Here is a 24,239-nt window from a genome sequence, read left to right as displayed (position 1 = left end):
TAAAGTAGATATTACTTAGAAAGACTTAAAAAATATTATCAGATATTTTCCAAATTCAGTTAGTGCGTAGCGATACGAATTAACGCCCAAATTTGCTTGGTGACAATAGCGTTTTGGACCCACCTGATCCCATGCCGAACTCAGTAGTGAAACGAAACAGCGCCGATGATAGTGTAGCATTTGCTATGTGAAAGTAGGACATTACCAGGCTTCAAATTGTAGAGAGCCCGAATCTAACGATTCGGGCTTTTTTACGTCTGCAGAAAAGTGAAATGCGCGCAATTAACACACACTCACATCAACACGCATCACGTAGGGCGGGCGAGCGCAGCGATTCCTGAGGCTAAAATCACAACAAAATCCCTCAATATCTTAGTCGGCCAATACAGTAGCATTTACTACGTGACTCTCCACCGCTGTGGGCACTATGACATTACACAAGCTTCACATTGTAGAAAGCCCGGATCTAACGGTTCGGGCTTTTTTACGTCTGCAGAAAAGTGAAATGCGCACAATTAACACACTCACATCAACACCTAGCACGTAGGTCGGGCGAGTGCAGCGATTCCCGATGTTAAAATCACATCGAGAATAGCTACAGTGTTCTTATTTCACGAGCTGGGTTACCCGCTACTACAGTATTAGGCATTACATTTTTAGTAACCACAGCACCCGCACCCACAATACTATTTTCACCAATACTCACACCCGCTAAAATAATTGCACCTGCGCCAACCCATACGTTATTGCCTAACGCGATAGGTGCTGCAAAGTTTTCCTTATTAAGCCTTTCTGCTGGATTAGTAGCATGTGACACAGCAAGTAGCTGAACGTTAGGACCTATTAAGCAGTCATCACCGATAGTAATTGCCCCCTCACTAATTGGGGCATCTAAAATAGTGCAATTAATATTTATAAAAGTACGATCACCAAGAACTATTTGATTGCCGTAATCGCAATGAAAACCTGATTCTATAATTACACCATCACCCGACTTTAAAAATAACTCTTTGATACGTTTTAAGTTGCCTTTACTTGGGCTCTTATTAAATAAACGGCAGGTTTCACCTGCTTGCTTTCGCTGTGCTAAGTATTCTTTACTGATACTGTTAAATGACTGCATTGTATTTATCTTTATAACTTAATTAGTTATAGCTTACCGTACTTTTAGTTTTATTATTATTAGAATAAAACTGTGTTTTTTTTGCTCGTTCACTTGCCATTTAGGTTGTTTCGTTTAAAATCGCATAACTTTCGAAATGAAACTTAATTCACGAGCTTTATGACTAAACGAAACACACAGCAGCGTCGTCACAATATACTGGTTCAAGTTAATGAATTAGGTGAAGTCGCCGTTGAAAAGTTAGCACAGCAGTTTCAAACATCTGAAGTAACCATTCGAAAAGATTTAACCTCGCTTGAAAAAAGTGGCTTATTACTTCGCCGCTACGGTGGTGCTATTGCACTACCTAAAGAAATTGTTAGCGATGAAGTAGATTCAAAGCGCAAAGTCGCAATAGCAAAAGCTGCAGCAAAACTTATAAAAGATCATAACCGCATTATTATTGATAGCGGACGCACTACGGCAGCTATGATCCCTGAGCTTGCTGATAAGCGTGGGCTAGTTGTTATGACCAACGCTATTAAAGTAGCGAGTCGTTTATTAGCACTCGAGAACGAGCCGACACTTTTAATGACCGGCGGAACGTGGGATCCACATTCTGAGTCATTTCAGGGGCAAGTTGCTGAAAATGTATTATGTTCTTACGACTTTGATCAGCTATTTATTGGCGCTGACGGTATAGATGTAAAGCGCGGTACTACTACCTTTAATGAGCTAGTTGGTTTAAGCCAAGTTATGGCAAAAGCCGCTCGTGAAGTAATTGTAATGGTTGAATCAGATAAGATTGGCCGAAAAATACCAAATTTAGAATTACCGTGGAAAATAGTAACCACATTAATAACCGACGATGGCTTAGCAGACGATAAGCGCAAAGCAATTGAGGCGTGTGGTGTAAAACTAATTTGTGCAGAGATTATACAATAGCTACTCAGTAGCAAGTATTTTAAAAATTAATGGAGACACTATGTGTGGAATAGTTGGGGCAGTTGCAGAACGTCCAGTAAACAAAATTTTAGTTGAAGGCCTTAAACGTCTTGAATACCGTGGTTATGACTCAGCAGGCGTAGCATTGCTTGATGGCAACACACTTAATACTGTTAAAGCAGTGGGTAAAGTAGTTAACGTAGAAGCAGCTCTAGAAAAAGCAGGTGTTAGCGGTCATACAGGTATTGCACATACGCGCTGGGCAACACATGGTAGCGTTACAGAAGCAAATGCACACCCACATGTATCAAACAACCAGTTAGCACTTGTGCACAATGGTATTATTGAAAACCACGCTAGCCTACGTACAGCACTTAAAGCAGATGGTTACGAATTCTTATCAGACACTGATACAGAAGTAATGGTGCATTTAATTCACCAACTTCGTAAACAACACACAACGTTACTTGCATCAGTACAAGCAGCTGTTAAACAGTTTGAAGGCGCTTTTGGTACTGTTGTATTTGATAAAGACAACGACAACGAAATCATTGTAGCGCGCTCAGGTAGTCCTCTTGTTATTGGTTTAGGCCTTGGCGAAAACTTTATTGCGTCTGATCAGTTAGCATTACTACCTGTTACTCGTAGCTTCATCTTTTTAGAAGAAGGCGACGTAGCACGTATTACACGTGACACAGTAGAAATTTTTGATGCAGACGGTAACGCAGTTGAGCGTGAAGTAGTTGAATCAAACATTACGCAAGATGCATCAGGCAAAGGCGATTACCGTCACTACATGCTAAAAGAAATTTACGAGCAGCCACTTGCTGTACGTAATACTCTTGAAGGGCGTTTAAACGACGATCGTGTGGCAATTGATGCCTTTGGCGAAAGCGCTCAGCAAATATTTAAAGATGTAAAACATGTGCAAATTATTGCCTGTGGTACGTCTTATCATTCAGGTATGGTTGCACGTTACTGGCTTGAGCAGTTTGCGGGTGTTAGCTGTAATGTAGAAATAGCTTCTGAATTTAGATACCGTCAGTCGTTTGTTCATGAAAATAGCTTACTTGTTACTATTTCTCAATCGGGTGAAACTGCCGATACGCTAGCTGCATTACGCCTAGCTAAAGAGCAAGGTTACATGGCCTCAATGACTATTTGTAACGTACCTGGTTCATCGCTTGTACGCGAATCAGACCTTGCCTTTATGACTAAAGCAGGCGCTGAAATAGGCGTGGCATCTACTAAAGCATTCACAACGCAGTTAGTTGGCTTGTTAATGCTTACTGCGTCTATAGCTCAAGAAAAAGGCCTTGATCAAAGCGCAATTGTAAATGCAATTAAAGTACTTCCAGCTAAGTTAGAAGAAACATTATTACTCGCTGATGGTATTGCAGATCTTGCAGAAGAGTTTGCTGATAAGCACCACTCATTGTTTTTAGGTCGTGGCTCGCAATACCCAATTGCAATGGAAGGTGCGCTTAAACTTAAAGAGATTTCGTACATTCACGCAGAAGCTTACGCAGCGGGCGAGCTAAAACACGGCCCATTAGCACTTATTGATGCCGACATGCCAATTATTGTTGTAGCACCAAATAACGAATTGCTAGAAAAACTTAAATCAAACGTAGAAGAAGTACGCGCACGTGGCGGCATTATTTACGTATTCGCAGATAAAGATTCACACTTTGAGTCAGACGACACAATGCGTGTAATCAACGTAAACCACACTGACGATATTATTGCGCCAATTGTTTACACCCTGCCATTGCAGCTACTGTCTTACTACGTAGCGGTAATTAAAGGCACTGACGTTGACCAACCACGTAACTTAGCTAAATCGGTTACGGTTGAGTAAAATCAATAGGTTGGTAATTACCTGTTAAAGATAAAAAGGCGCTCAATGCGCCTTTTTTTGTACCTCAAAGCCTGTTAGATTAAATAACACACTATTTTCTAAAGGATTAGTCATGCGTTTATTAACCGCTGTTTTTATAGGTAGTTTATTTATAGTTTCCAATAACACACTTGCAGAGCCTGATTTAAAACAGCAAACAATTAGCTATACGCAACAAACACATACAATCAATTCAGCAATTTTAAACGAACAGCGCACAGTTGTCGTTCAGTTACCTAAGAGTTACCAAGCTAATCCAAACAAAGTTTATCCAGTTATTTATCGCCTAGATGGCGCGGGTAACATACCGCTTATAAGTGCTGTAATGGATCGACTGCAAAATAATAATCGTGCGCCTGAGGTTATTATTGTCGCTATTGAAAACACCAATCGCTTAAGAGATTTATACCCCACAGTTAATAAAGAGCCACAAGGCCCGGTAGGTGAAGGCGGTGGTGCAGCAAAATTTTTAGCATTTATTGAGCAAGAGCTTATGCCCTTAATTAATAAAAACTATCGTACGTACAATTATAATGTGATCGCAGGAGCCTCTGCGGCAGGTGTATTTTCGCTTTATACAATGCAAGCTAACCCTGAGCTTTTCCAAGCGCATATTGCTTACAGCCCTGCCGTTTGGTGGAACTATGGCGCATCGGTAAAAGCGACTAAGTCGTTTATCAATAAATCAAAAGACCTGAATAACTATGTTTATATAAATATTGGCGAAGAAGCTGGCTTAATGCGTGAGCGATATAATGAGCTGCAGCAAGCTTTACAATCTAATAGCTTGCCAAATTTACGCTTTTTCAGTGACGCATTTGAAAATGTATCGCATAACTTAACATCTGCCGCTGGGGCCTTTAATGCTTACCATCATTTATTTTTACCCAAACAAATGCCCATGAGTGCTTTAAGCGATGATATAGAATCTATTGATGTTTATTATAAAAAGTTATCTCAGCAATGGGGGGAGCAAATAACACCTCCAGAGGCGGCTGTTAGGCAACTTGGTTACAACCTAGTAAATATGCAGCAATATGAGCGGGCTGTGGCAGTATTTAAGCATAATGTTAAGCATCACTCACAATCTGTTGATGCACTATGGGGGTTAGGTTATGGCTATGAATTACAAGGTAATATACAACAGGCACTTATTAAAATAGAGGCTGCTTTAAATGTCGTAGATACCACATACCCCTATTTAGATACCTTAAAAGAGACTAAAAGTAGATTACAAACACAGTTAAATAAAACCCAGTAATATAAAAGGACAATGCGCGGGGGTAGCCTGCGCTTACAGTTACCTTTTCAACACGTAGCTGTTACCTTTAAAAACATTAAAATCACTAATCTCTACTTAATAAGCGCTAAATACGCTAAAATTACAGGCTACTTTTTTAGCAATAAGCCCGTAATAAATATGACCTCAGCCACAAGCCCTAGCACTTTTTCCGAACTTGGCCTTATTCCAGAGCTATTAGCTCGATTAACCGATTTGGAATATACCCAGCCTACACCTATTCAAGCTAAGGCTATACCTAGTGTGCTTGCGGGTAGTGACCTAATTGCAGGGGCAAATACCGGTTCAGGTAAAACAGCAACGTTTGCATTACCTATGTTGCAAAAAGCTTTCCTAGAGCAGGGCGCTAAAAATACTGCCAGCAAAGGTAATTTTGTAACGGGGCTTATTTTAGTACCGACGCGTGAGCTTGCTACGCAGGTGGCCGATAGCGTTAAATCGTATTCTGCAAATTTTAATGGCGCAATTAAAACGGTTGCAGTGTTTGGTGGTGTGTCGGTTAATACACAAATGCAGGCTCTTCGTGGTGGCGCCGATATTATTGTGGCAACACCTGGTCGCTTACTTGATTTAATCTCAAGCAATGCGATTAAGCTCGATAATGTAACTACGCTTGTGCTTGATGAAGCCGACCGTATGCTAAGCCTTGGCTTTACCGAAGAGCTGGCTGACCTTTTAGCGTTAATGCCTGCTAAAAAACAAACCATGTTGTTTTCAGCAACTTTCCCTGAGCAAGTTAAGCTATTAACGCAAGAGCTTTTAAACGACCCAGTTGAAATACAAGTACAAAACAAAGATGAAAGCACCTTAGTACAGCGTGTTTTTACCGTAAACAAAGGTGAAAAAACCACAGTTTTAGCACATTTAATTAAAACGCATAAATGGCGCCAAGCGCTGATTTTTGTGAACGCTAAAAAAGACTGTGAGCATTTAGTGGCTAAGCTTGAAAAACGCGGTGTTAATGCACAAGTTTTCCATGGCGATAAAGGCCAAAGTGAACGTACTCGTGTAATAGAAAAATTTAAAGCGGGCGAAATCGAAGTACTTATCGCAACCGATATTGCTGCACGTGGTTTGGATATTGAAAAGCTGCCAGTGGTAATAAACTTTAATCTACCACGCAGTCCTGCTGATTATATGCACCGTATTGGTCGAAGCGGCCGTGCTGGTGAAGTAGGCTTAGCACTTTCATTGGTTGATTATGAAGATTTGCATCACTTTAAAATAATCGAGAAGAAAAACAAACTACGTCTTGAACGTGAAGAAGTAACCGGTTTTGCTGTAAACCAAGCAAACCTTGATGCAGCTGATGCGCTTAAAAATGAAAAGCCAATGGCAAAACCAGAAGGCACAGGCAAGAAAAAGAAAAAAAATAAAGCCGATGATATAGATGATGTGTGGAGTGGCTGGCGCCGTAAGTAACAATAGAGCTAAATAAATAGCTGTAAAAACCCGTAATTAGTAAACCTAATTACGGGTTTTTTGTTTTGTGGCTTTAATTTAAAGCGTTAGTTTTAAATTAATGGTCGTGATCTTCATCTTCTATTTCTTGTGCGATCCCTAACCAGGTAATGCTTGCAGGTGGAAAAGTTAACTCTAGCTCACTTTCAATTTCTAGGTCTTCTAGGTGCACTTGCACTATGTGTTGAGTAATTGGGTCGGCAACATAAGCAAACTGACCATTTTGCGCCACTGTCATACTAAAGCTCATTCCCTCGGGCATTGTGGTTACGTCTGCTTGAGTAATATCTACTTGGCCTGCGAGTTCCCAGTGCATTTCACCGTCATGTTCATGCCCAGTAAGTACATTTAAAAAGCCTAGGCTGTCGAGTATTAAAAAGTGTTCACCACTGGCTGAAAAAGAATAAGAAACAGCACTTGCGCCATCAGCAAGTTGCCATTCTACTTCTTCCATTTCGGCATTTTCAGGATGAATGCTAAGCAATACTGAACCACTGCCATCATGCCCTGCGGCAATACCAAAAATTGTGTCATTGCTTTTATGGCCGTACAAAGTACCAATGCGCTGATCGCCTACGGCATCTATATTTACAACTTTTTGAGCGCTGTATACATCACCTTGCTGATGGGCAATCAATACACCATCACCACAACCAAATACAACATAATCGTGATTTTGTGCTGCGCCGTGTAAATCGGGGCAGGTTATTTCAAACGTTTGCTCTAGTTCGTAATTACCATCGTGAAGATGATAAACACCCACTTGATCGGGAAGTACTTTGGCATTAGATGTATTACTTGCATCGTCGCGGCGAATGGTTGAGAGTAAATGCTCGCCGCGAGGCTCAGCTACACCATGCATGTTAATGTCGTAGTTAATGCCAGTAAGTGTAGCTGTTGTATTGGTAATATCGTTATCGGTTAGCACTTCTACTGAGGCAGGCGTACCGGTTTCTGCATCGCCATCGTAAAATATTGCTAATTGCCCGTCGTGAGTTATTAAGTGTGTAGGGCGACTACCACTTGTTAGCTCGTAGCTGCTAAACGCAGGGCCTTGCTCATAATCATGCAGGTGCTCTGCGTGATCTTCGCGCCACATACCGCCGTCTATAAACCCTAGGTAATCTTGAGTACGATTAGCAATAACAGCATAACGAAAGCCTGGTGATGCAGATAACGTGTTTGAGTCATTGTTTAGTGTAAATGTATCAAGTAATTCGTTGTTGTCTAAATCAAAAAAGCTAGCTTCGTTACTGTCACCTGCCAGAACGGCAAGTCTGCCAAGTGAGTCTATGGTATAGCCGTCGTCATGGTCGTGATCATCATCATCATCATCATCATGCTCGTGCTCGTCTTCTACAACAATAGGATCTTTTTCCACAATGTTGGTTTGGGCATCGCCACAGGCCGTAATAAATATAGCGCTAATAGCGAGTGTAATGAGCTTTAATTGATATAGTTTTTTCATGTTTATTTCCTTTAATTATAATTTTTTAACGCTTAAAAATAACCGCGAATACCTAGCGCAAAACTACGTCCTGGACGTGGCGCTATGTCCTTTACAAACGAGCTGTGCACGCGTGCTTCTGTATCTGTTAAGTTAGTGCCTCGTAGGTACACAGACATATCTTGGTTTAACACTGAAAGGTCGTAAGAGATGCTCGCATCAACTAAGGTGTAACCGTCTGTGGCTGTTTCTTGTGGGGCTGTGCGGTCTTGCTTTTGATAGCGAGTTACATGAATATGCGCACTGAGTTTATCTGTTTGATAGCTTAGCTCGCTGCCAAAACGAAGCGGTGGTGTACGGGGTAAATCGCCGCCGTCTTTAAGGCGTGCACGAACGTAGTCAGAGAATACATCTAGCTTAAACTCATCTGTTAATTGCCACGCAATTTGCGCTTCAAAACCATGTAAAACTACATCATCTGTTTTAAATAAATAAACGGGTAGCTCTGATGAATGGTCGTGCTCGTCAACGCCTTCTTCATCGCCATGGTCGTGTCCACTTTCGGCGTATAAACCGGTGTCTATTTGGTAATAGTAGTTATCTACTTGGTTGTAAAAGGCATTTAAAATAAAGCCAACATCGCCTTGAGTTTTACGTAGGGTTAAATCGATATTATTGGCTGTTTCCAGATCTATTGCTTGTTCAGATAAACCCAAATGGCCATCGTCATCTAAATCAAATAGTGCGCCTACTTCGTAAGTGCCAGTACCAATATGCGGCCCAAACGATAACAACTCAGAGGCAGAAGGTGCGCGTTCAGAGCGCGATACCGACAGCCCTAAGTTATAGTTAGATGTAAAGTCCCATACTACCCCTGCCGATAAACTGACTGGCGTAAATTCATGGTCTACATCAAATACGCGAGTGGTTTCTGCGCTTTCTTCGTGGCCATGATCATGCTCGTCGGCTTCTTCTGCTTCATCGTGTGCGTGAGCGTCAATATTTGGCAGTAATACGTCGCCTGCTTCAATTGTTACTCGCTCAATACGCGCACCTACCTGCACTAAAAAATCACCAAAGTGCCTTTCTTCCATTAACGCTACAGCAAAGCTTTCGGTTTTAGATGGAGGAGTAAAGGCCTCTTCACCTTGTGCTTCAACATCGCTTTGCTTGTAATGAAAGCTAATACCGCCATTCCATTCGTTAAATTGGTTATGCAGTAGGTCTATGCGTAATTCGTTGGTTTCGTTTTTAAAGGTAGTGCCAACAGCGCCGCTCTCAATTTCAGCGTGTTCGTAGTCGGTATGGCCAGCGCGGAGATTTATTTTGTTTAGCCATTTATTATCTAGGTTGTACTCACCTAATAATTGCACTTTAGTTTGCTCTAAATCAGCAAATACGCTTTCTTCTTCGTCGTTGTGTTCTTCCTCTTCTTCCTCGCCGTGCGTATGACCAGGAATACCGTATTGACGATTAAATTGCTCTACTGCTAAGCCAATAAAGCCGTTATCCATTAAATAGCTAGCGCCAACAGTAAAACCGTCAGACTCTTCATTACTGTTTTCAACTTTGTAATCGCTACTATGGCCTTCACCGTCGCTATCTATATCGGCAGCTACAGGTACCCCGTAGTCATCGGCCTCACGCCAAAATGCATCGGCATAAAAAGCCATAGAGTCTGTACCTGTGGTGGCATTAAACGAGGCCACTTTTTGGTTATCTACCGAGTTATGTTCTAGGTTCCATTCACCACGCGTGGTGCTGTCGGTGGGTACGCGGTTATCTACTACATTAACCACACCACCAATTGCGCCACTGCCATAAAACAGCGTTGCAGGGCCGCGTAATACTTCAATTTGTTGTGCGGTAGACGCCTCCGATGCAACAGAGTGATCGGGGCCAACGCGCGAAACATCACTTACATCAAGGCCATTTTGAGTAATAAGTACGCGAGGGCCGCTTAAACCACGAATAATAGGTGTGCTGGCTACTTTACCGTGAAAATTTGTATTAACGCCAGGGAGTTTTTCAAGGCTGTCGCCAAGGGTTGCAGCTTGTTGTCGTCTTAGTTGTTCGCCAGATAAAACACTAACAGGCGATGCAGATTCCATTGCCGACATATGAATAGGGGTCGCTTCAATATCAATAACTTCAATAGGCGAGCGCTTTAAATTAAAAGTAACCGATTGGTTTTCATCATTAGTTATTGTTATATCGCGATGAAGATGCGCATAACCAGGGGCTACAACGTGAAGCTCTTTTAAGCCATTTTTTAGCTCGGTTATAAAAAATTTACCGTTTTCATCGGTGGTTACTTTAAGGTCTGAGCCTTCAACTTCTACCGTTGCATTGCTAACTGCTTTACCTTTGTTGTTTAAAACAACGCCTTCTATTGTGGATGCCAGCACACTAGCTGGCAATAAAGCTGCTATGAGAACAGCTAATTGTGATCTACGTTTCATTTGACTACCTTGTTAGATGTTATGTTATATCAATTATGCGAGTAATGTTATAATATATCAATAGCAGTTAACTGATGTTATTAAAATGTCTCATTAAAAGTAACGTTTTTGAGTGGAGACACTGATTTAGTAGAGGAAATAATGAAGTCGAGTCAAAGTGTTATGGATCGTATGGCAATAGGGTTATCGGTAATGTGCACAGTGCATTGTTTTGCAACCCCGGTTATTTTAGCGTTATTACCAAGCTTTGCTGTAATGCAAATAGATAGTGAGCAATTTCATTTATGGATTCTTGCGGCGGTAATGCCAACCAGTTTGTTGGCATTGAGTTTAGGCTGTAAAAAACATAAACGTACACGTTATATGGTGTCTGGTGTAACAGGCTTAGCTTTTATGATATTTGCCGTATTGCTAGGCCATGAAGTGCTCGAAAAAGCGCTAACCTTAATAGGCTCAGCGTTTATTGCTGTAGCCCATTGGTTTAATTATCAGCAATGTCTTAAACAGAATGACGACAACTGCCCATGTTCAGGCGGTGAGCCAGATCAAGTGGTTTAATGCTATAAGTGCTGGTGGTTTAAACGAAAGCTATACTGGCACTTTATCTTTTATTTAAACTTTGTTTTTTGGATAGCTTAAATATTCGCTAAAAGTACTTTAAAGTAGGTACTTAATTTATTTTTAGCTTAGGTTAACCAATACAGTGCCTCTTATTTTAAAATCTCTTTTGCTTTTAAGCGCCTTAATATGTTTTAAATTAAGCGCAAATACCCCTTATTCAATACCCCGAAGTAACGTGGTTGAGCTCATTGAGCCCGTTAGCGAGCGGGCGTATCCTGTGTATATTCAGCTTCCTAAATCATACCAAAAGCAGCCTAATAAAACGTATCCAGTTATTTATGTAACCGATGCACCGTATACCTTTCCCATCGTTGCTGGGGCTACACGATTCCCTATGAATAGTGGCAAAATGCAACAGGCTATTATTGTAGCAATTGGCTATGAAAAAGGGTCCGCTGGCTCTAACAGCCGAATTAGAGATTACACGCCTACCTTTGCAAAAGATTGGAAAAAGCAAACAGGTAATGCCAAAGGGCATATTCAGTTTTTACAAAGTACAGTTTTCCCTTTTATTGAAAAAAACTATCGGGCCAGTAACTTACAAAGAACCTACATGGGGCATTCGTTAGGCGGTTTATTTGGCGCGACTATTTTATTAACGACACCCGATTTATTTAGCAATTATATTATTGGCAGCCCATCGGTTTGGTTTGATAACAATGCACTATTAGCGTTAAAAGTGAATAAGCCAAAATTGCCTATAAGGGTATATATATCAGTTGGATCTATGGAAACGCCAGCTTTCGGCGAAGAGCAAAATATGGTTGAAGGTGCTAAGCAGCTAACGCAAAAAATTAATGCGCTTAAAAGTGACAATATAGAATTAAAAAGTGTTGTTATTGACGGCGCTAATCATGCAACCGCATTTCCAACAACAGCAATCCAAGGCTTAGATTGGATACTTAGGAAAGAATAGTAGAGCATTAGTTAAATATTACTTAACCCGACATCCTGAAAGCTATTCTTACTTTAGAACCTGTGGATTAGAAATGTTTCGGCTTCACTGGAAAACGAAACATTTAACGAGTTTCAACTTAATAATTTTGAACCGTCAGTTATGTTTAATGGAGTTACTAATTATAAAACCCAAGAATCGATGCATATAATTTGTGATCCAAATACCAAAATTAATACAACTTATACAAGTCAAAGTGCGCAAGTGACGTCTGCAAAAAGCCTAAAAGATCATATAGAAGATGGGTTGTATGAAGCGAATCGAAAGCGTAATTGCCGTATGCAGAAAAATCTTTCAAATTATATACAAGTCGTAGAACAGGTAGGTCAGCTGTCTTGATTTAAAAGTAAAATATTGGCCTTACAAAGTTATACATCTTGTAAGGCCTATGCTGTAATTAATCTAGATTTAGCTTAATTCACTTTAACCATTTCAGAATTTATACTTTCATACTGCTCAAGCGCTTCTATTTGATTTACACCCTTTAGTTGCATCATTAATTGCTTTACTAAAATCATGTAAATAAACATCATTGGCAGGCCAGCTACAACGCAGAGTGACTTAATGGTATCTATCCCACCACCGCATAAAAATACGCTAAAACTAATGAGTGCAATTGCACCAGCCCATAGGAGCTTAACTTTATGATCGGGGTCGCCATTTAGCTCTAGCTTATTAGTTGTTAACATAGCAGTGGCAACGCTTGCGCTTGACATAGTCGTTAGCATTAAAAAAAACTGAATAACCAAAAATAACACTAAGCCAATATTACCCGATGGTAGAGTTTGAATAAGTGACACTACAGCAAACGTTAAGCCGCCTTCGCTCATCCATTGTTGAACAGGTAAGCCACCAACTAACTGCGCCCATACTGCATAACCACCAAAAATTGATATAAAAAATGCACAGCCGAGCGAACCCATCGAAATAGTGTACAAAATAACTTCTTTAATAGTACGCCCACGTGAAATGCGAGTAATAAAAAGGCCCATCATAATTAAGTAAGCGTAATACCAAAACCAATAATATTGAGTCCACGATTGCGCAAAGCCGCCCTGTTGAACTGGATCGGTCCAAAGCGACATTCTAAAAAAGTTATCGAGCATGACACCTATTGAGTCAGTAAAGTTATTTAAAATAAACTGAGAGTCAGCTGCAAGTAATACAAACAGGGCAAAGCATATTGCAGCTATCACCGTATAGTCAGACACTTTGCTAATACCTTTTTTAAAACCAACAAGCATTACCGCAACGAGCATTAAAACAAACAATAAAATAATACTGCCTTGGAGTAATAAGCTATTTTTAATCTCCAACAAAGCAGAAATACCAGTACTTAATAAAGATACGGTAAGCGCCAGCGAGCTTGCGAAAGCTGCAAGGGTGCCAAAAATTGCCAGTAAGTCGATTGCTTTAGCGATAACTGGATTACTGCCTACTACCGGTTCACAAAGGGTAGAGAGCTTTAAAGTACGCTTTTTTTGTACATAAAATGCGTACGCAAACGGGATTGCCGGAAAGCAGTAAATGGCCCAGCCAGTCACGCCCCAATGAAAAATAGAATAAGTAACAGACCAAGCTGCTGCTGCGTAGCTATTTGGTTCGGCAAAAAGTGGTGGCGATTGCAAATAATACATCGGCTCACCAATTCCCCAATATATAAGAGAAGCACCTACACCTGCGGTAAAAATCATACCGCCGTACGAAAAGTTAGAGTGCTCTTTTTTTTCTTCACCTAATCTAATAGATCCGTACTTTGAAAAAGCTAACCAAAATAAAAAACCAACTAAAGCCAAGCTCACAAGTTCTACTAACCAACCAAACCAGCCTGTTACAAAGTGCATGGCGTTGCTTGCTAATAATTGTGACTGCTCCGGATATAAAGTTGAGATAACTAATAAGGTAATCACTAATGTAATTGCAGGAATAGCCAGCTCAAAGTTAAGGTTTTTCAATGGAATTTCTCCATTGCACGAGTGCTTCGATATGGCTTGGGTTAATTCCGCAGCAACCACCAATAATATTAGCGCCAAGGCTATGCCATTGTTTTGCAAATTCCAGATACTCGTCAGGAGATAAATCACGGTAGTCTTGCACTGCTTCATTTGCTTTGTGAGCACTTGAAATAGGAGTAAAGCTGTTAGCAAATGCGCCTAACGTTACTTTTTTATTTTGCTTAGTTAATACGTTATTAGTATCACGCAGTGCTTGCTCAATAACTTCAGGAATAGAGCAATTAAAGAAAATACCTGCAATGTTTTGCTGCTCAAGTAGTACGGTTATGGCATCGGTTACCAGCTCACCTGAACGCAGCGTTGCCTGCTCAGTTACTTCGTCACTTAGGGTAAATGCGTAATAACATGGCTTAGTTGAGCCTTTAAGTACGCTTGCCATTACTTGTGCTTCTTCAATACTCGATATTGTTTCGCCAAGCCAGAGGTCTACATGGAGATTTTGTGCATTGTATAAGGTATTTAAAATAGTAAAAGCACGTTCACTTTCAAATATATCGGGACGGTATGAACCAAATGCAGGTGGTAGTGATCCTGCAACCAGTACGTTTTGCTTTGCATTATTTGCTGCTTTATTAGCAATAAGGGCAGCTTGCTCTGCGAGTAACGCGCCTTGGCTTTCGTAGCGTTCTTCACCTAAATGAAACGGCACACAAGCGTAGCTATTAACCGTAATTATTTCGGCGCCAGCATCTATAAAACCTTGGTGAGCTTGTGCTACATATTGAGGAGCTTCTATAAGTGCCTGTGCACTCCAAAGTGGCTGTGAGAACGGAGCGCCAATGCGCTTAAGTTCACGTCCCATGCCGCCATCTAAAATCGTTACCTTTTTCACTTATGGACTTCTATATGTCTAAATATTATGGCGCTATTCAAACATATTTTTTAAAAAATCATAATGAAACTTCATCAGGTTGGGCATGAAAAAAGCTCAACCTATTAAAAGGGCACAAAAAAAGCGACTACCCAATATGGTGTCGCTTTTTTAGTAAGTAGTATTAGCTTACTTATAAAAGGCTTCAACAGTGCCTTTTCTTGTAAGTAAAAGTGGTTGTCCGCGACGATCAAGGCCTTTTGGAGATGCAAACTTTATCCAACCTTCGCTGATGCAGTATTCTTCAACATCAAAACGCTCTTTGCCGTTGAACGTGATACCAATATCGTGTTCAAAAACTTCTTCCACATGATGTGGGCTACGTGGATTAATAGAAAGGCGATCTGGTAAAGCAGGTTTTGCGGTAGTGTCGTTCATGGTCATATTCTATATTGAATGAAGTATGCGCTATTGTAGGCAATACAAAGCTTTCGCTCAAGAGAGATAGTAGTAAATGTGTTTAAAAATGTACTAATTAATGAGTTGTGTATACAAATGAGATTGCGCTTGGAAAATATTTACAGAGGAGGTTTTGAAGATATTCGACTAAATAATTATAAAGGTAAATATATTAATGGGTTATCTCTAACCCATTAAATTGTGTAGCAATTAGATGCTAACAATGTTCTCGGCTTGTGGGCCTTTTTGACCTTGAGTAACAGTAAACTGTACACGTTGGCCTTCAGCTAAAGTTTTAAAACCGTCGCCAGAGATAGCGCTAAAATGTGCGAACACGTCTGCGCCAGATTCTTGCTCGATAAAACCAAAACCTTTTGCTTCGTTAAACCATTTTACTGAACCAGTAGTTGTAGTAGACATAATATGTATCCTAAAAAATTAATATAAGTGTGCCTGAAAAGAGGCGATTGAGCCGGAAAAAATAGTTAACTTGAGGATATCGCGTAGGATTATTACTAAAACAACGGGGTACTAACAAATAAAACAAAACTTCTTTCAAACTAGTATTCAAAATGGGTTATTGCTAACCCATTTTAACGAAAGCAATTAGATGCTAACGATGTTTTCAGCTTGTGGACCTTTTTGACCTTGAGTAACAGTAAACTGTACACGTTGGCCTTCAGCAAGAGTTTTGAAACCGTCGCCAGAGATTGCGCTGAAATGTGCGAAAACATCAGGACCAGATTCTTGCTCGATAAAACCAAAACCTTTTGCTTCGTTAAACCATTTTACTGAACCAGTAGTTGTATTAGACATAATATGTATCCTAAAAAATTAATATAAGTGTGCCTGAAAAGAGGCGATTGAGCCGGAAAAAATAGTTAACTTGAGGATATCGCGTAGGATTATTACTAAAACAACGGGGTACTAACAAATAAAACAAAACTTCTTTCAAACTAGTATTCAAAATGGGTTATTGCTAACCCATTTTAACGAAAGCAATTAGATGCTAACGATGTTTTCAGCTTGTGGACCTTTTTGACCTTGAGTAACAGTAAACTGTACACGTTGGCCTTCAGCAAGAGTTTTGAAACCGTCGCCAGAGATTGCGCTGAAATGTGCGAAAACATCAGGACCAGATTCTTGCTCGATAAAACCAAAACCTTTTGCTTCGTTGAAAAATTTAACTGTACCAGTTGTAGTATTAGACATAATAGTATCCTAAGAATTAATAAAAGTGCGCCTTAAATTAGGCAATTTAACAGGAAGAAAACATACATTTAACTGAGGATAACGCGAAGGATTATTACTAAAACAACGTGGTACTTACAAATAAATAGGGTTTTCTGTCAACCCGATGCCAAGCAGGATAACAGCAAATTGAGCTATATACCAAGCCCTATTGTAAATTTATTTTAGAGTAAGTGCTTTATTAGTTTGTTTGTTTTTTAACTAACTAGTCATGATTAAGGTGATCTTTTTTGCGTCTTAATTTAAGTTAATTTTAATTTAATCAATGCTTTATGTTTGTATTGGCACGCGGTTCTAGAGTAGGTAAAATGCAAGTTTTAAGTGGTTAAAACATGACCTAATTACCTACTGATTTTTTTGATATATACCTTAAATAACTTGATTCATTAGCTCCAAATTACAAATCCAAGTATTAATAATGCAATCCAAAGTGTTTCAGCCACAATTAAAATAATGGGTTTCATACCTACTTCGGTAAGCTTTCCTAAATTAGTTTTCATTCCTATAGCTGAAATAGCCGCAATTAAAAAGAACTGCGAAAGTTCGTTAGCGGTTTCAAGTACTATTGTAGGAAGTGAAAAGCAGCTATTTATTATCATGAGTATTACAAAGCCAATTAAAAAACCAGGTACTTTAGGTAATTCTCCGTGTTTTTCTTTTTTTGAGCGATTAATAACGACCATCATAATAAGTACAACAGGTAGTAGCATGGCAACACGTACAAGTTTAGTTAGAGTTGCGATATCGCCTGTCTCTGGTGATACCGAATAACCTGCACCCACTACCTGGGCTACATCATGTATTGTGCCACCTAAAAATACGCCTGCATTATGGGCGTCAAACTCAAGATAATTAACCACAATAGGGTAGAGGATCATAGCAAGGGTCGACATAGCTGTTACGCCAATAACGGTTAATAAGGTGTCGCGCTCTTTATGTTCGCTGTTTGGCATAATAGACGAGATAGCCAGCGCAGCAGACGCTCCACAAATAGCAACCGAGCCACCTGTTAGTGCACCAAAGCGTTTTTGTAGGCCAAATGCGCGCGCTAGCACTACGCCTAAAATAATAGTGGTAAATATGGCGCCCGCTAACATAAGTGCTGTTTGCCAACCCAGTGTTACTAAATCTCCCAGCGCTATGCGTGTGCCTAGCAGTACTATACCTACACGCAAAACCGTGGTGCCGGTAAAATCGATACCTTTGGCGCAAGGGCTATCGCTTTGATACAAAAATGAGACTGCCATACCCAGTAACAAAGCAAACAACATGGCTGGCGCACCATAATGTTCGCTTAAAAATAAGGCGGCAAGGCCAGTCATTGCAGCAATGCTGGCACCTTGCCATAAAGGTGATATTTTACAGCTTAATTTACTACTTAAGCGCTGCATTACGCTTTAGCTGCGGTAAGTGCTACTAATACTTGGCGCTTACGTTCACCTGTAAAAGGGCGACGACCATGCATAGCCATTTCGTTATCAACTAAAGCAACGTCACCGTCTTGCCATGCAAGATCAAAGGTAAATACTTTAGAAAGCTCCACAATTTTATCAAGTCCAACTTTAGGAATCGCACTACCATCACCAAAGGTAATGGCAATTGATGGATTATCGCGTACACCTTTCCAGCCCATGTAAGCGGCAATCAGTTGGTTATAAAAAACCTGTACGTTGTTTTCAAGAGTTACTACAGCAGGCAGTACTGGTGTAACGGCTTTTAGTGAGCCGTCTTCAAGCCATTCCCACTGGTAACCAAGTTCGGTTAATTTATTATGTGCTTCGTCTTTGGTTTCTACACTTAGCGTACTTTTCCAGCTTCGGCCTTGGCCTGATGTTGCGTCGTCAGCGGCTGGCATATAGGTGGTATATTTTAGGCCTTTGTGTTCAAAGTCATGGGCAAGCTTGCTGTCGTATTCTTTTAATGCACTAAATAATTTATCTGATCGGCAAAGAGGTGTTGCACCGCCTTCTTCTGCGGCCGATTTACAAAAGAAGAATAATTTACTTGGCGAAATAGGCGTTTGCGCCATTTCGTGATGTAAGTATATTTCTACATCTTTTGGCGCTTCGTTAGCTGTAAATACACGTTCGGTAAAATTAATACGTACCGCGTTAGACAGTGACTCTTTATAAGTAAAATTGTCATAATCAAACCCGGCTGAAAAAGTATCAAATGTTTCGGCGCTATTTACAGGAAAGCCACGAAACAACACAGCACCTGAGCTGCGAAGTTTTGTAGCCAATTCACTTTTATTTGCGCGAATGAAAGCTACCGCTTCTTCAACGGTGCTGGCGTTATTGTTATTAACAACAATGCACGGAAAAACCGAATCATCGAATGTTAATTGAGTTGGCACTGAGGCGTAGTTAATTTCGGTAGCTGACATTGTATGTTCCTAATCGTAAATTGGGTGAAAACGGTTAAAGGCAGCTTCACAAAAGTGCCCAGGGTCGTTGAATCGGCGATTACTGTTAAGCGCAGAAATTTGCGCCATTTCTTGCTCTGTTAATTCAAAATCAAACAGTGCGAGATTTTCTTTCATGCGTTCAAGTTTTGAGGTTTTAGGAATAATGGCAGTGCCGCGTTGCACGCCCCAGCGAAGAACTACTTGTGCTGGCGTTTTGCCATGATTGTGTGCGGCCGCTTTAACAACGCTTTGCTCAAGAACTGATTCAGTTTTATCAGCCATTTCTAGCTCAAGGTATGAAAGCGCACCCAGTGGTGAAAACGCAGTAACCGGAATATCGTACTGCTTTGCGAGTCTTACTAATCGCTCTTGCGTTAAATAAGGGTGCGACTCAATTTGCAACATAGCGGGTTTGATATTTGCGTAGGTCATTAAATCGTGAAGCAGTGCGCTTGAGTAATTACATACCCCAATGCGTTTTGCTTTGTTGCTGTGTACTTGTTCTTCCATTGCTTGCCACGTTAAATACAGTGGTACTTTTGCAAGCTCCATTTGTGGGTTTTGCGCCGTAGGGTCAACAAACCACTCTGGTGGATAGCGCGTTTCTATTGGCACAAATGTTTGCGCAATCGGAAAATGAATTAGGTATAAGTCTAGGTAATCTAGCTTTAAATCACTCAGTGTTTTATCAATCGCGAGGCCAACATGCTCTGGTGCATGAAAGGTATTCCACAGTTTTGATGTTACCCATAATTCTTCACGGGTACATAAGCCATCGTTTATTGCTTGGGCGATGCCATCGCCTACTTGTTCTTCGTTACCGTAGTCTGATGCGCAATCAAGATGGCGGTAACCTGCCTTAATGGCTTGGTATACCGTTTGTGCACAATCTTCTTGCGCGACTTTCCATAAACCGAACCCTACTGGAGGGATATTATTTAATGAACTCATTGGGAATTCCTGTTAAAAATGCATAATGACTTAGGTCTTGTATAAGACATAAGTTATTATACGAATCAAACAGTGTCAATACTGTGTTAACAGCAAAGCAGTAAATGGTTCAGTTAAAAAACCTACAGGCAGCAAAAAGGCAGCGTTTGCTGCCTTTAAAAAATATTTAATTATTATGCGCTAAAGTGGGTTTTTAGCACTAAACACGCTTTTAATTAATCAAGTTCAATTTGATAGTGGTAATGATCGCTACGGCATTTACTTTGGCGGTATTCAATACGTTTACCTTCGATTGATTCGGTAATGCGTGATACCAACAGCAGTGGATCGCCAGCTTTTATAGCAAGCATTTTGGCATCATCCATTGTAGCAAGTACGGCTTTAATACTGTCTTGGGTTTTGTGTACAGTTTGGTTAAATTTGGTCTGATAGTAATGGTACAATGTATGCGGAATATCACTACTTTGATGTATATCAGGAAAGTAGCTTTGTGGTAGGTATATAGTTTCGCTCATGCAAAATTCGTTATCAAGAATACGCCTACGAACAAGCTTGGTAACTTTGTCTTTTTTATTGAGTTGTAACGCTTCTATTACTTCAACTGGCGCTGCACAAAGCTCAACCGATAGCAGTTCAGCCTTTGGCAAATCGGCACCTTTACCGTCTGCTTGTAACGGAAAAAACCTAAATAAGGCATCTTGCGCAGTATGTTGCGATACAAACGTACCAACGCCTTGACGACGAGTTACTATTTTATTGTCGGTTAATAAGTTTAGTGCTTTACGAACTGTACCTTGGCTTACGTTAAATTCTTCAGCAAGGCGAAATTCGCTTGGTAGTGCTTCGCCAGGTACCCAACGTCTTTCAACAATGAGCTGTTTAATATAATCAGCCACTTGTAAGTAAAGTGGTTGAAAAGCCAAGCTTGGGCCACTTAATTTGTGATCAAACATAGAGTTACTCATTATTATTTACCATTAAATTTAATCCACCTGTAGTTATAGCATAGGTGAAACCTTTTACGCATATTTGCGCTAGCTCAATTAAACGTGAACTACTGCTGTAATGTTTAATAGGCGCAAAATATACATTATGCCTAAAAACAAATCGTTACACTACAATAGCTCACCCTTAGGAAATTAAAAGTGCTCAGTATTTCTTTTGAACTCATTTTGCTTATGGCGCTGTGCCTAAGCCTTGCCACTGTAATGCAAACTCTTAGCGGGTTTGGCTTTGGGTTGCTGGTGGTTGCAAGCTTTACGTTACTTGATGTATTGCCACTCACGGCAACTACATTTTTAGTGAGTTTGCTGGGGTTAGTTAATTCAACAACCGTGGTCGTTAAAAACCGCAGTTCGGTAAAAGTACCCGAGCTAAAACTTATGTTGTATACCGGTATTCCGCTAATGCTGTTAGGTTTTGTACTACTTGAATATATGTCGTCACATTTAACACACTATTTAAACTTTGCTTTAGGTGTAAGCATTTTGCTTTGCTGCGCTTTAATGCTGATTGGCCGCGAGCGTACAAATAAACAAAGTCGTCCTCGTTCATTTTTAATAGCCGGTGGAGTAAGTGGGTTACTTGGTGGGTTGTTTTCAACCTCAGGGCCGCCGCTTGTGTTTCAATGTTATAAGCAAAGTTGGTCTATTGAAGCTATTCGCAGTACGTTATTAGCGGTATTTACTATTGGTGGACTAGTACGTGTAGGTATCGCTTTATTTGGTACTTTGCCTGGGCTCGACATTATGTTTTTAATTGCAGCGGCTATTCCTTTAGTGTTGCTAGTTACGCATTTTGCTCGTAAATTAACGCCCTACGTTGACGCTAAATGGGTACGTATTATAGCAATTGCATTGCTTGGCCTAAGTGGTGTATCGCTGGTGGCAACATCGGCGCCGGGTATATTTTAAAAATCGCGATGTAAATAATTCATCTTGAGTTTATTTACGTTGACATGGGGATTACAATTATTTAACTTGTGTCTTATACAAGACTAATAATTGGTTAAGGAACTCCCATGAATGCATTTGAATTACGTGAGCCAGACTGGAACGCAATAGAGCCAGCACGCTTAACCGCACAGCCAAAGTTGCAAGGTAATGTGCTGGTTTTGCCCACTCAGTTTGGTGATATTAGCGTAACGATAAGCCAGTTTGGTTTACGTTTAAATGCAGGCACCACGCATGACGAGCAATTTAAAATATTAACCACAACCCCATCAGAATACCCCCTAACACTTAGCAAAAACAATAATGATTACAGCGTAAGTGGTGGCGAATACCGCCTAGAATTTTACAGCGAGCCTTTTCATTTCAAACTTTATAAAAACGATGAGCTAGTACAGCAATCAGCAACTGATGGTCACTTTGTACGCCAGCACCGTTTACCGCCACTGGCTAAAACCGATAACGGCTGGATATTAAGCCTAGAGCTTAACTACGACGAAGCCGTGTATGGTCTTGGCGAAAAATGGGGCAAGCTTGATAAACGCGGCCAACTTATTCGTTCATACAACCACGATGCGCTAGGTGTTAACGCCGAAAAGTCTTATAAAAATACCCCGTATGCATGGAGCCCAGAAGGCTGGAATTTATTTGTACATACACCCGCACCGGTAACTCATGGCGTAGGTTATGCACTTTGGTCGCAACGTGCATATGTATGTTTAGTTGAAGATGACGCGCTAGATGTATTTTTATATCAAGAACAAACACCTGCCCAAAGCATCAACCGTTACTGCGAGCTAACAGGTTTTGCACCGGTACCACCGCAGTGGAGCTTTGGTGTTATTTTATCAAAAGCGTATTACAAAGATGCTGACGAATTACTCAGTGTTGCCCGCGAAGTACGCGCTAAAAATATGCCGTGCGACGTAATTACTCTTGATGGCCGTGCATGGCAAGACACCGACACCCGCTTTGCATTTGAATGGGACCCAACACGCTACGCCGACCCAAAACCTGTGCTTGATGAATTAAAAGCGATGGATTTTAAAATTTGTGTGTGGGAATACCCGATGATCTCGGTAAATAACCCATTATTTGCTAAAGCGGCTGAAAACGGTTGGCTAATAAAAGACAAACGCACAGGTAAAGCGTATCAATACGAGTGGGATTTAAGCCCATTTGGCGAAGTACTTACGCCACTACCTGAGTCGGGTATTTTAGATTTTACGCACCCTGATGCTTACGAATATTGGCTTGAGTCGCATAAGCCTTTGTTTGAGCTTGGCGTAGATATGATAAAAGCGGATTTTGGCGAGCAGCTAGAAGACGACAATATGATATCTCACAGTGGTGATAGCGGTATTAGGCTGCACAACGTTTACAGCATGTTGTACAACCGCTGCGTTTTTGAGGCCGCCGAAAAATACTGTAAAACTGGGCCATTTTTGTTTAGCCGTTCAGCATGGACGGGCAGCCAACGTTTTCCTGCACAGTGGGGCGGCGACCCGCAAGCCGATTGGCAGGGTTTAGCGGCAAGCATTCGTGGCAGTTTAGCGTGGGGTATGTCGGGTGGGCCATTTTTTGCAACCGACATTGGTGGTTTTTACAAAGACACCCGCGACGCAGAACTTTACGTGCGCTGGGCACAAGCGTCGGTATTTAGCGCACATATGCGCTTACACGGTATTGGTCCTCGCGAACCGTGGTCTTACACCGAGCAAGCAAGTGATGCGGTATTTGCAGCACTTAAATTACGCTACCAGTTAATTCCGTACTTACAAACATGTGCAGAGCAAGCGCAGCAAACAGGCTTGCCGATTCAGCGTGCCATGGTATTGGCATTTCCTGATGATGTACTGGCACATAGTTTTGATCAGCAATTTATGTGCGGTGAAAAATTACTGGTTGTGCCGTGTGTAGTACCAAACGGTAAAGTTAAGTTTTATTTACCGCAAGGCAATTGGATTCGCTTTCCTGATAAACAATCTTACGAAGGTGGTAAGTACTACGAGCACACACTCGCACTTGAAGAAATGGCAGTATTTGTACGCGAAGGCGACAGCCTAATGCTTGGCCCAGAGGTTCAACACACAGAACAAGACATGAGCCAATTAACAGCATGGCCTAAATAAAACTCGGCTTAATAAAAAACACACACAACACACATACAACACACAATAATAAAGATATTAGCTTGCTTTTT

The 24,239-nt window shown here is 40.8% G+C and carries 21 protein-coding genes and 1 rRNA gene; 9 read left to right on the top strand and 13 right to left on the bottom strand.

The window, feature by feature from the left end:
• The first annotated feature begins 95 nt into the window (after positions 1-95).
• Positions 96-210, top strand: a 5S ribosomal RNA gene (gene rrf / locus I6E72_RS13635).
• A gap of 385 nt (positions 211-595) precedes the next feature.
• Here rrf and I6E72_RS13630 read toward each other — a convergent pair.
• Positions 596-1,123, bottom strand: a complete 528-nt coding sequence (locus I6E72_RS13630; RefSeq protein WP_197112662.1) for a sugar O-acetyltransferase — start codon at positions 1,121-1,123, stop codon at positions 596-598.
• A 159-nt stretch (positions 1,124-1,282) separates the two neighbouring features.
• On the opposite strand from I6E72_RS13630, the gene I6E72_RS13625 reads away from it, so the two are divergent.
• The 4 genes from I6E72_RS13625 (at position 1,283) to I6E72_RS13610 (ending at position 6,669) form a co-directional block, all read left to right on the top strand.
• Positions 1,283-2,047, top strand: a complete 765-nt coding sequence (locus tag I6E72_RS13625; RefSeq protein ID WP_010554507.1) for a DeoR/GlpR family DNA-binding transcription regulator — start codon at positions 1,283-1,285, stop codon at positions 2,045-2,047.
• A gap of 40 nt (positions 2,048-2,087) precedes the next feature.
• A complete protein-coding gene (glmS, locus tag I6E72_RS13620) occupies positions 2,088-3,908 on the top strand; it encodes a glutamine--fructose-6-phosphate transaminase (isomerizing) (protein WP_197112660.1) in 1,821 nt (606 codons plus the stop codon).
• 112 nt (positions 3,909-4,020) lie between these two features.
• Complete coding sequence (locus I6E72_RS13615) at positions 4,021-5,208, top strand: alpha/beta hydrolase-fold protein (protein WP_197112658.1); 1,188 nt, start codon at positions 4,021-4,023, stop codon at positions 5,206-5,208.
• Positions 5,209-5,367: 159 nt separating this feature from the next.
• Positions 5,368-6,669, top strand: a complete 1,302-nt coding sequence (locus I6E72_RS13610) for a DEAD/DEAH box helicase (protein WP_197112656.1) — start codon at positions 5,368-5,370, stop codon at positions 6,667-6,669.
• A 97-nt stretch (positions 6,670-6,766) separates the two neighbouring features.
• Here I6E72_RS13610 and I6E72_RS13605 read toward each other — a convergent pair whose 3' ends face one another.
• On the bottom strand, positions 6,767-8,176 hold the full coding sequence (locus I6E72_RS13605) for a 5-methyltetrahydrofolate--homocysteine methyltransferase (RefSeq protein ID WP_197112654.1): 1,410 nt from the start codon (positions 8,174-8,176) through the stop codon (positions 6,767-6,769).
• 32 nt (positions 8,177-8,208) lie between these two features.
• Positions 8,209-10,617 (bottom strand): TonB-dependent receptor, encoded by a 2,409-nt coding sequence (locus I6E72_RS13600; RefSeq protein WP_197112652.1) that lies wholly within the window; start codon positions 10,615-10,617, stop codon positions 8,209-8,211.
• A 141-nt stretch (positions 10,618-10,758) separates the two neighbouring features.
• Between I6E72_RS13600 and I6E72_RS13595 the strand changes: the two genes are divergently transcribed.
• Positions 10,759-11,175: a MerC domain-containing protein gene (locus I6E72_RS13595; RefSeq protein WP_197112666.1), complete on the top strand. Its 417-nt coding sequence runs from the start codon at positions 10,759-10,761 to the stop codon at positions 11,173-11,175.
• A 145-nt stretch (positions 11,176-11,320) separates the two neighbouring features.
• Complete coding sequence (locus tag I6E72_RS13590; protein WP_197112650.1) at positions 11,321-12,154, top strand: alpha/beta hydrolase; 834 nt, start codon at positions 11,321-11,323, stop codon at positions 12,152-12,154.
• Positions 12,155-12,606: 452 nt separating this feature from the next.
• Here the strand turns inward: I6E72_RS13590 and I6E72_RS13585 are convergent, their stop codons facing one another.
• From I6E72_RS13585 to I6E72_RS13540, 10 genes are all read right to left on the bottom strand, one after another.
• The gene (locus tag I6E72_RS13585) at positions 12,607-14,148 is read right to left on the bottom strand and encodes a BCCT family transporter (RefSeq protein ID WP_165723075.1); all 1,542 of its coding nucleotides are present in this window, start codon (positions 14,146-14,148) and stop codon (positions 12,607-12,609) included.
• Positions 14,135-15,040, bottom strand: a complete 906-nt coding sequence (locus I6E72_RS13580; RefSeq protein ID WP_165723076.1) for a homocysteine S-methyltransferase family protein — start codon at positions 15,038-15,040, stop codon at positions 14,135-14,137. The genes I6E72_RS13585 and I6E72_RS13580 overlap by 14 nt, the downstream gene beginning before the upstream one ends.
• A gap of 168 nt (positions 15,041-15,208) precedes the next feature.
• A complete protein-coding gene (locus I6E72_RS13575; protein ID WP_002963088.1) occupies positions 15,209-15,457 on the bottom strand; it encodes a DUF3297 family protein in 249 nt (82 codons plus the stop codon).
• 231 nt (positions 15,458-15,688) lie between these two features.
• On the bottom strand, positions 15,689-15,898 hold the full coding sequence (locus tag I6E72_RS13570; protein ID WP_010554515.1) for a cold-shock protein: 210 nt from the start codon (positions 15,896-15,898) through the stop codon (positions 15,689-15,691).
• 186 nt (positions 15,899-16,084) lie between these two features.
• Complete coding sequence (locus I6E72_RS13565) at positions 16,085-16,294, bottom strand: cold-shock protein (protein WP_182672130.1); 210 nt, start codon at positions 16,292-16,294, stop codon at positions 16,085-16,087.
• A 186-nt stretch (positions 16,295-16,480) separates the two neighbouring features.
• Positions 16,481-16,690: a cold-shock protein gene (locus I6E72_RS13560; protein ID WP_006792548.1), complete on the bottom strand. Its 210-nt coding sequence runs from the start codon at positions 16,688-16,690 to the stop codon at positions 16,481-16,483.
• A gap of 425 nt (positions 16,691-17,115) precedes the next feature.
• A complete protein-coding gene (locus I6E72_RS13555) occupies positions 17,116-18,120 on the bottom strand; it encodes a YeiH family protein (RefSeq protein ID WP_197112648.1) in 1,005 nt (334 codons plus the stop codon).
• Positions 18,120-19,115 carry a TauD/TfdA family dioxygenase gene (locus I6E72_RS13550; protein WP_165726271.1) on the bottom strand — a complete coding sequence of 332 codons (996 nt, stop codon included), beginning with the start codon at positions 19,113-19,115 and terminating at the stop codon, positions 18,120-18,122. Before I6E72_RS13550 ends, I6E72_RS13555 begins: the two co-directional genes overlap by 1 nt.
• A 9-nt stretch (positions 19,116-19,124) precedes the next feature.
• Positions 19,125-20,087 carry an aldo/keto reductase gene (locus I6E72_RS13545; protein ID WP_197112646.1) on the bottom strand — a complete coding sequence of 321 codons (963 nt, stop codon included), beginning with the start codon at positions 20,085-20,087 and terminating at the stop codon, positions 19,125-19,127.
• Between the two features lie 215 nt (positions 20,088-20,302).
• A complete protein-coding gene (locus tag I6E72_RS13540; protein WP_024589596.1) occupies positions 20,303-21,052 on the bottom strand; it encodes a GntR family transcriptional regulator in 750 nt (249 codons plus the stop codon).
• 180 nt (positions 21,053-21,232) lie between these two features.
• Here I6E72_RS13540 and I6E72_RS13535 point away from each other — a divergent pair, with 180 nt between their 5' ends.
• Entirely contained in the window at positions 21,233-22,000 is a 768-nt protein-coding gene (locus tag I6E72_RS13535; protein ID WP_331458561.1) for a sulfite exporter TauE/SafE family protein, read from the top strand.
• Positions 22,001-22,107: 107 nt separating this feature from the next.
• Positions 22,108-24,168 (top strand): glycoside hydrolase family 31 protein, encoded by a 2,061-nt coding sequence (locus tag I6E72_RS13530; RefSeq protein ID WP_197112644.1) that lies wholly within the window; start codon positions 22,108-22,110, stop codon positions 24,166-24,168.
• Positions 24,169-24,239: the final 71 nt, after the last annotated feature.

Origin of the sequence: Pseudoalteromonas sp. NSLLW24, from assembly GCF_015864725.1 — a bacterium.
Lineage (GTDB): Bacteria > Pseudomonadota > Gammaproteobacteria > Enterobacterales > Alteromonadaceae > Pseudoalteromonas > Pseudoalteromonas arctica.
This window is presented reverse-complemented; position numbering and strand designations above follow the sequence as displayed.

Coding starts and splice junctions, on each gene's coding strand:
- I6E72_RS13615 (WP_197112658.1), top strand. CDS start 4,021: ATGCGTTTATTAACCGCTGTTTTTATAGGTAGTTTATTTATAGTTTCC.
- I6E72_RS13625 (WP_010554507.1), top strand. CDS start 1,283: ATGACTAAACGAAACACACAGCAGCGTCGTCACAATATACTGGTTCAA.
- I6E72_RS13540 (WP_024589596.1), bottom strand. CDS start 21,052: ATGAGTAACTCTATGTTTGATCACAAATTAAGTGGCCCAAGCTTGGCT.
- I6E72_RS13605 (WP_197112654.1), bottom strand. CDS start 8,176: ATGAAAAAACTATATCAATTAAAGCTCATTACACTCGCTATTAGCGCT.
- I6E72_RS13610 (WP_197112656.1), top strand. CDS start 5,368: ATGACCTCAGCCACAAGCCCTAGCACTTTTTCCGAACTTGGCCTTATT.
- I6E72_RS13575 (WP_002963088.1), bottom strand. CDS start 15,457: ATGAACGACACTACCGCAAAACCTGCTTTACCAGATCGCCTTTCTATT.
- I6E72_RS13600 (WP_197112652.1), bottom strand. CDS start 10,617: ATGAAACGTAGATCACAATTAGCTGTTCTCATAGCAGCTTTATTGCCA.
- I6E72_RS13570 (WP_010554515.1), bottom strand. CDS start 15,898: ATGTCTACTACAACTACTGGTTCAGTAAAATGGTTTAACGAAGCAAAA.
- glmS (WP_197112660.1), top strand. CDS start 2,088: ATGTGTGGAATAGTTGGGGCAGTTGCAGAACGTCCAGTAAACAAAATT.
- I6E72_RS13555 (WP_197112648.1), bottom strand. CDS start 18,120: ATGCAGCGCTTAAGTAGTAAATTAAGCTGTAAAATATCACCTTTATGG.
- I6E72_RS13565 (WP_182672130.1), bottom strand. CDS start 16,294: ATGTCTAATACAACTACTGGTTCAGTAAAATGGTTTAACGAAGCAAAA.
- I6E72_RS13630 (WP_197112662.1), bottom strand. CDS start 1,123: ATGCAGTCATTTAACAGTATCAGTAAAGAATACTTAGCACAGCGAAAG.
- I6E72_RS13560 (WP_006792548.1), bottom strand. CDS start 16,690: ATGTCTAATACTACAACTGGTACAGTTAAATTTTTCAACGAAGCAAAA.
- I6E72_RS13545 (WP_197112646.1), bottom strand. CDS start 20,087: ATGAGTTCATTAAATAATATCCCTCCAGTAGGGTTCGGTTTATGGAAA.
- I6E72_RS13550 (WP_165726271.1), bottom strand. CDS start 19,115: ATGTCAGCTACCGAAATTAACTACGCCTCAGTGCCAACTCAATTAACA.
- I6E72_RS13530 (WP_197112644.1), top strand. CDS start 22,108: ATGAATGCATTTGAATTACGTGAGCCAGACTGGAACGCAATAGAGCCA.
- I6E72_RS13595 (WP_197112666.1), top strand. CDS start 10,759: ATGAAGTCGAGTCAAAGTGTTATGGATCGTATGGCAATAGGGTTATCG.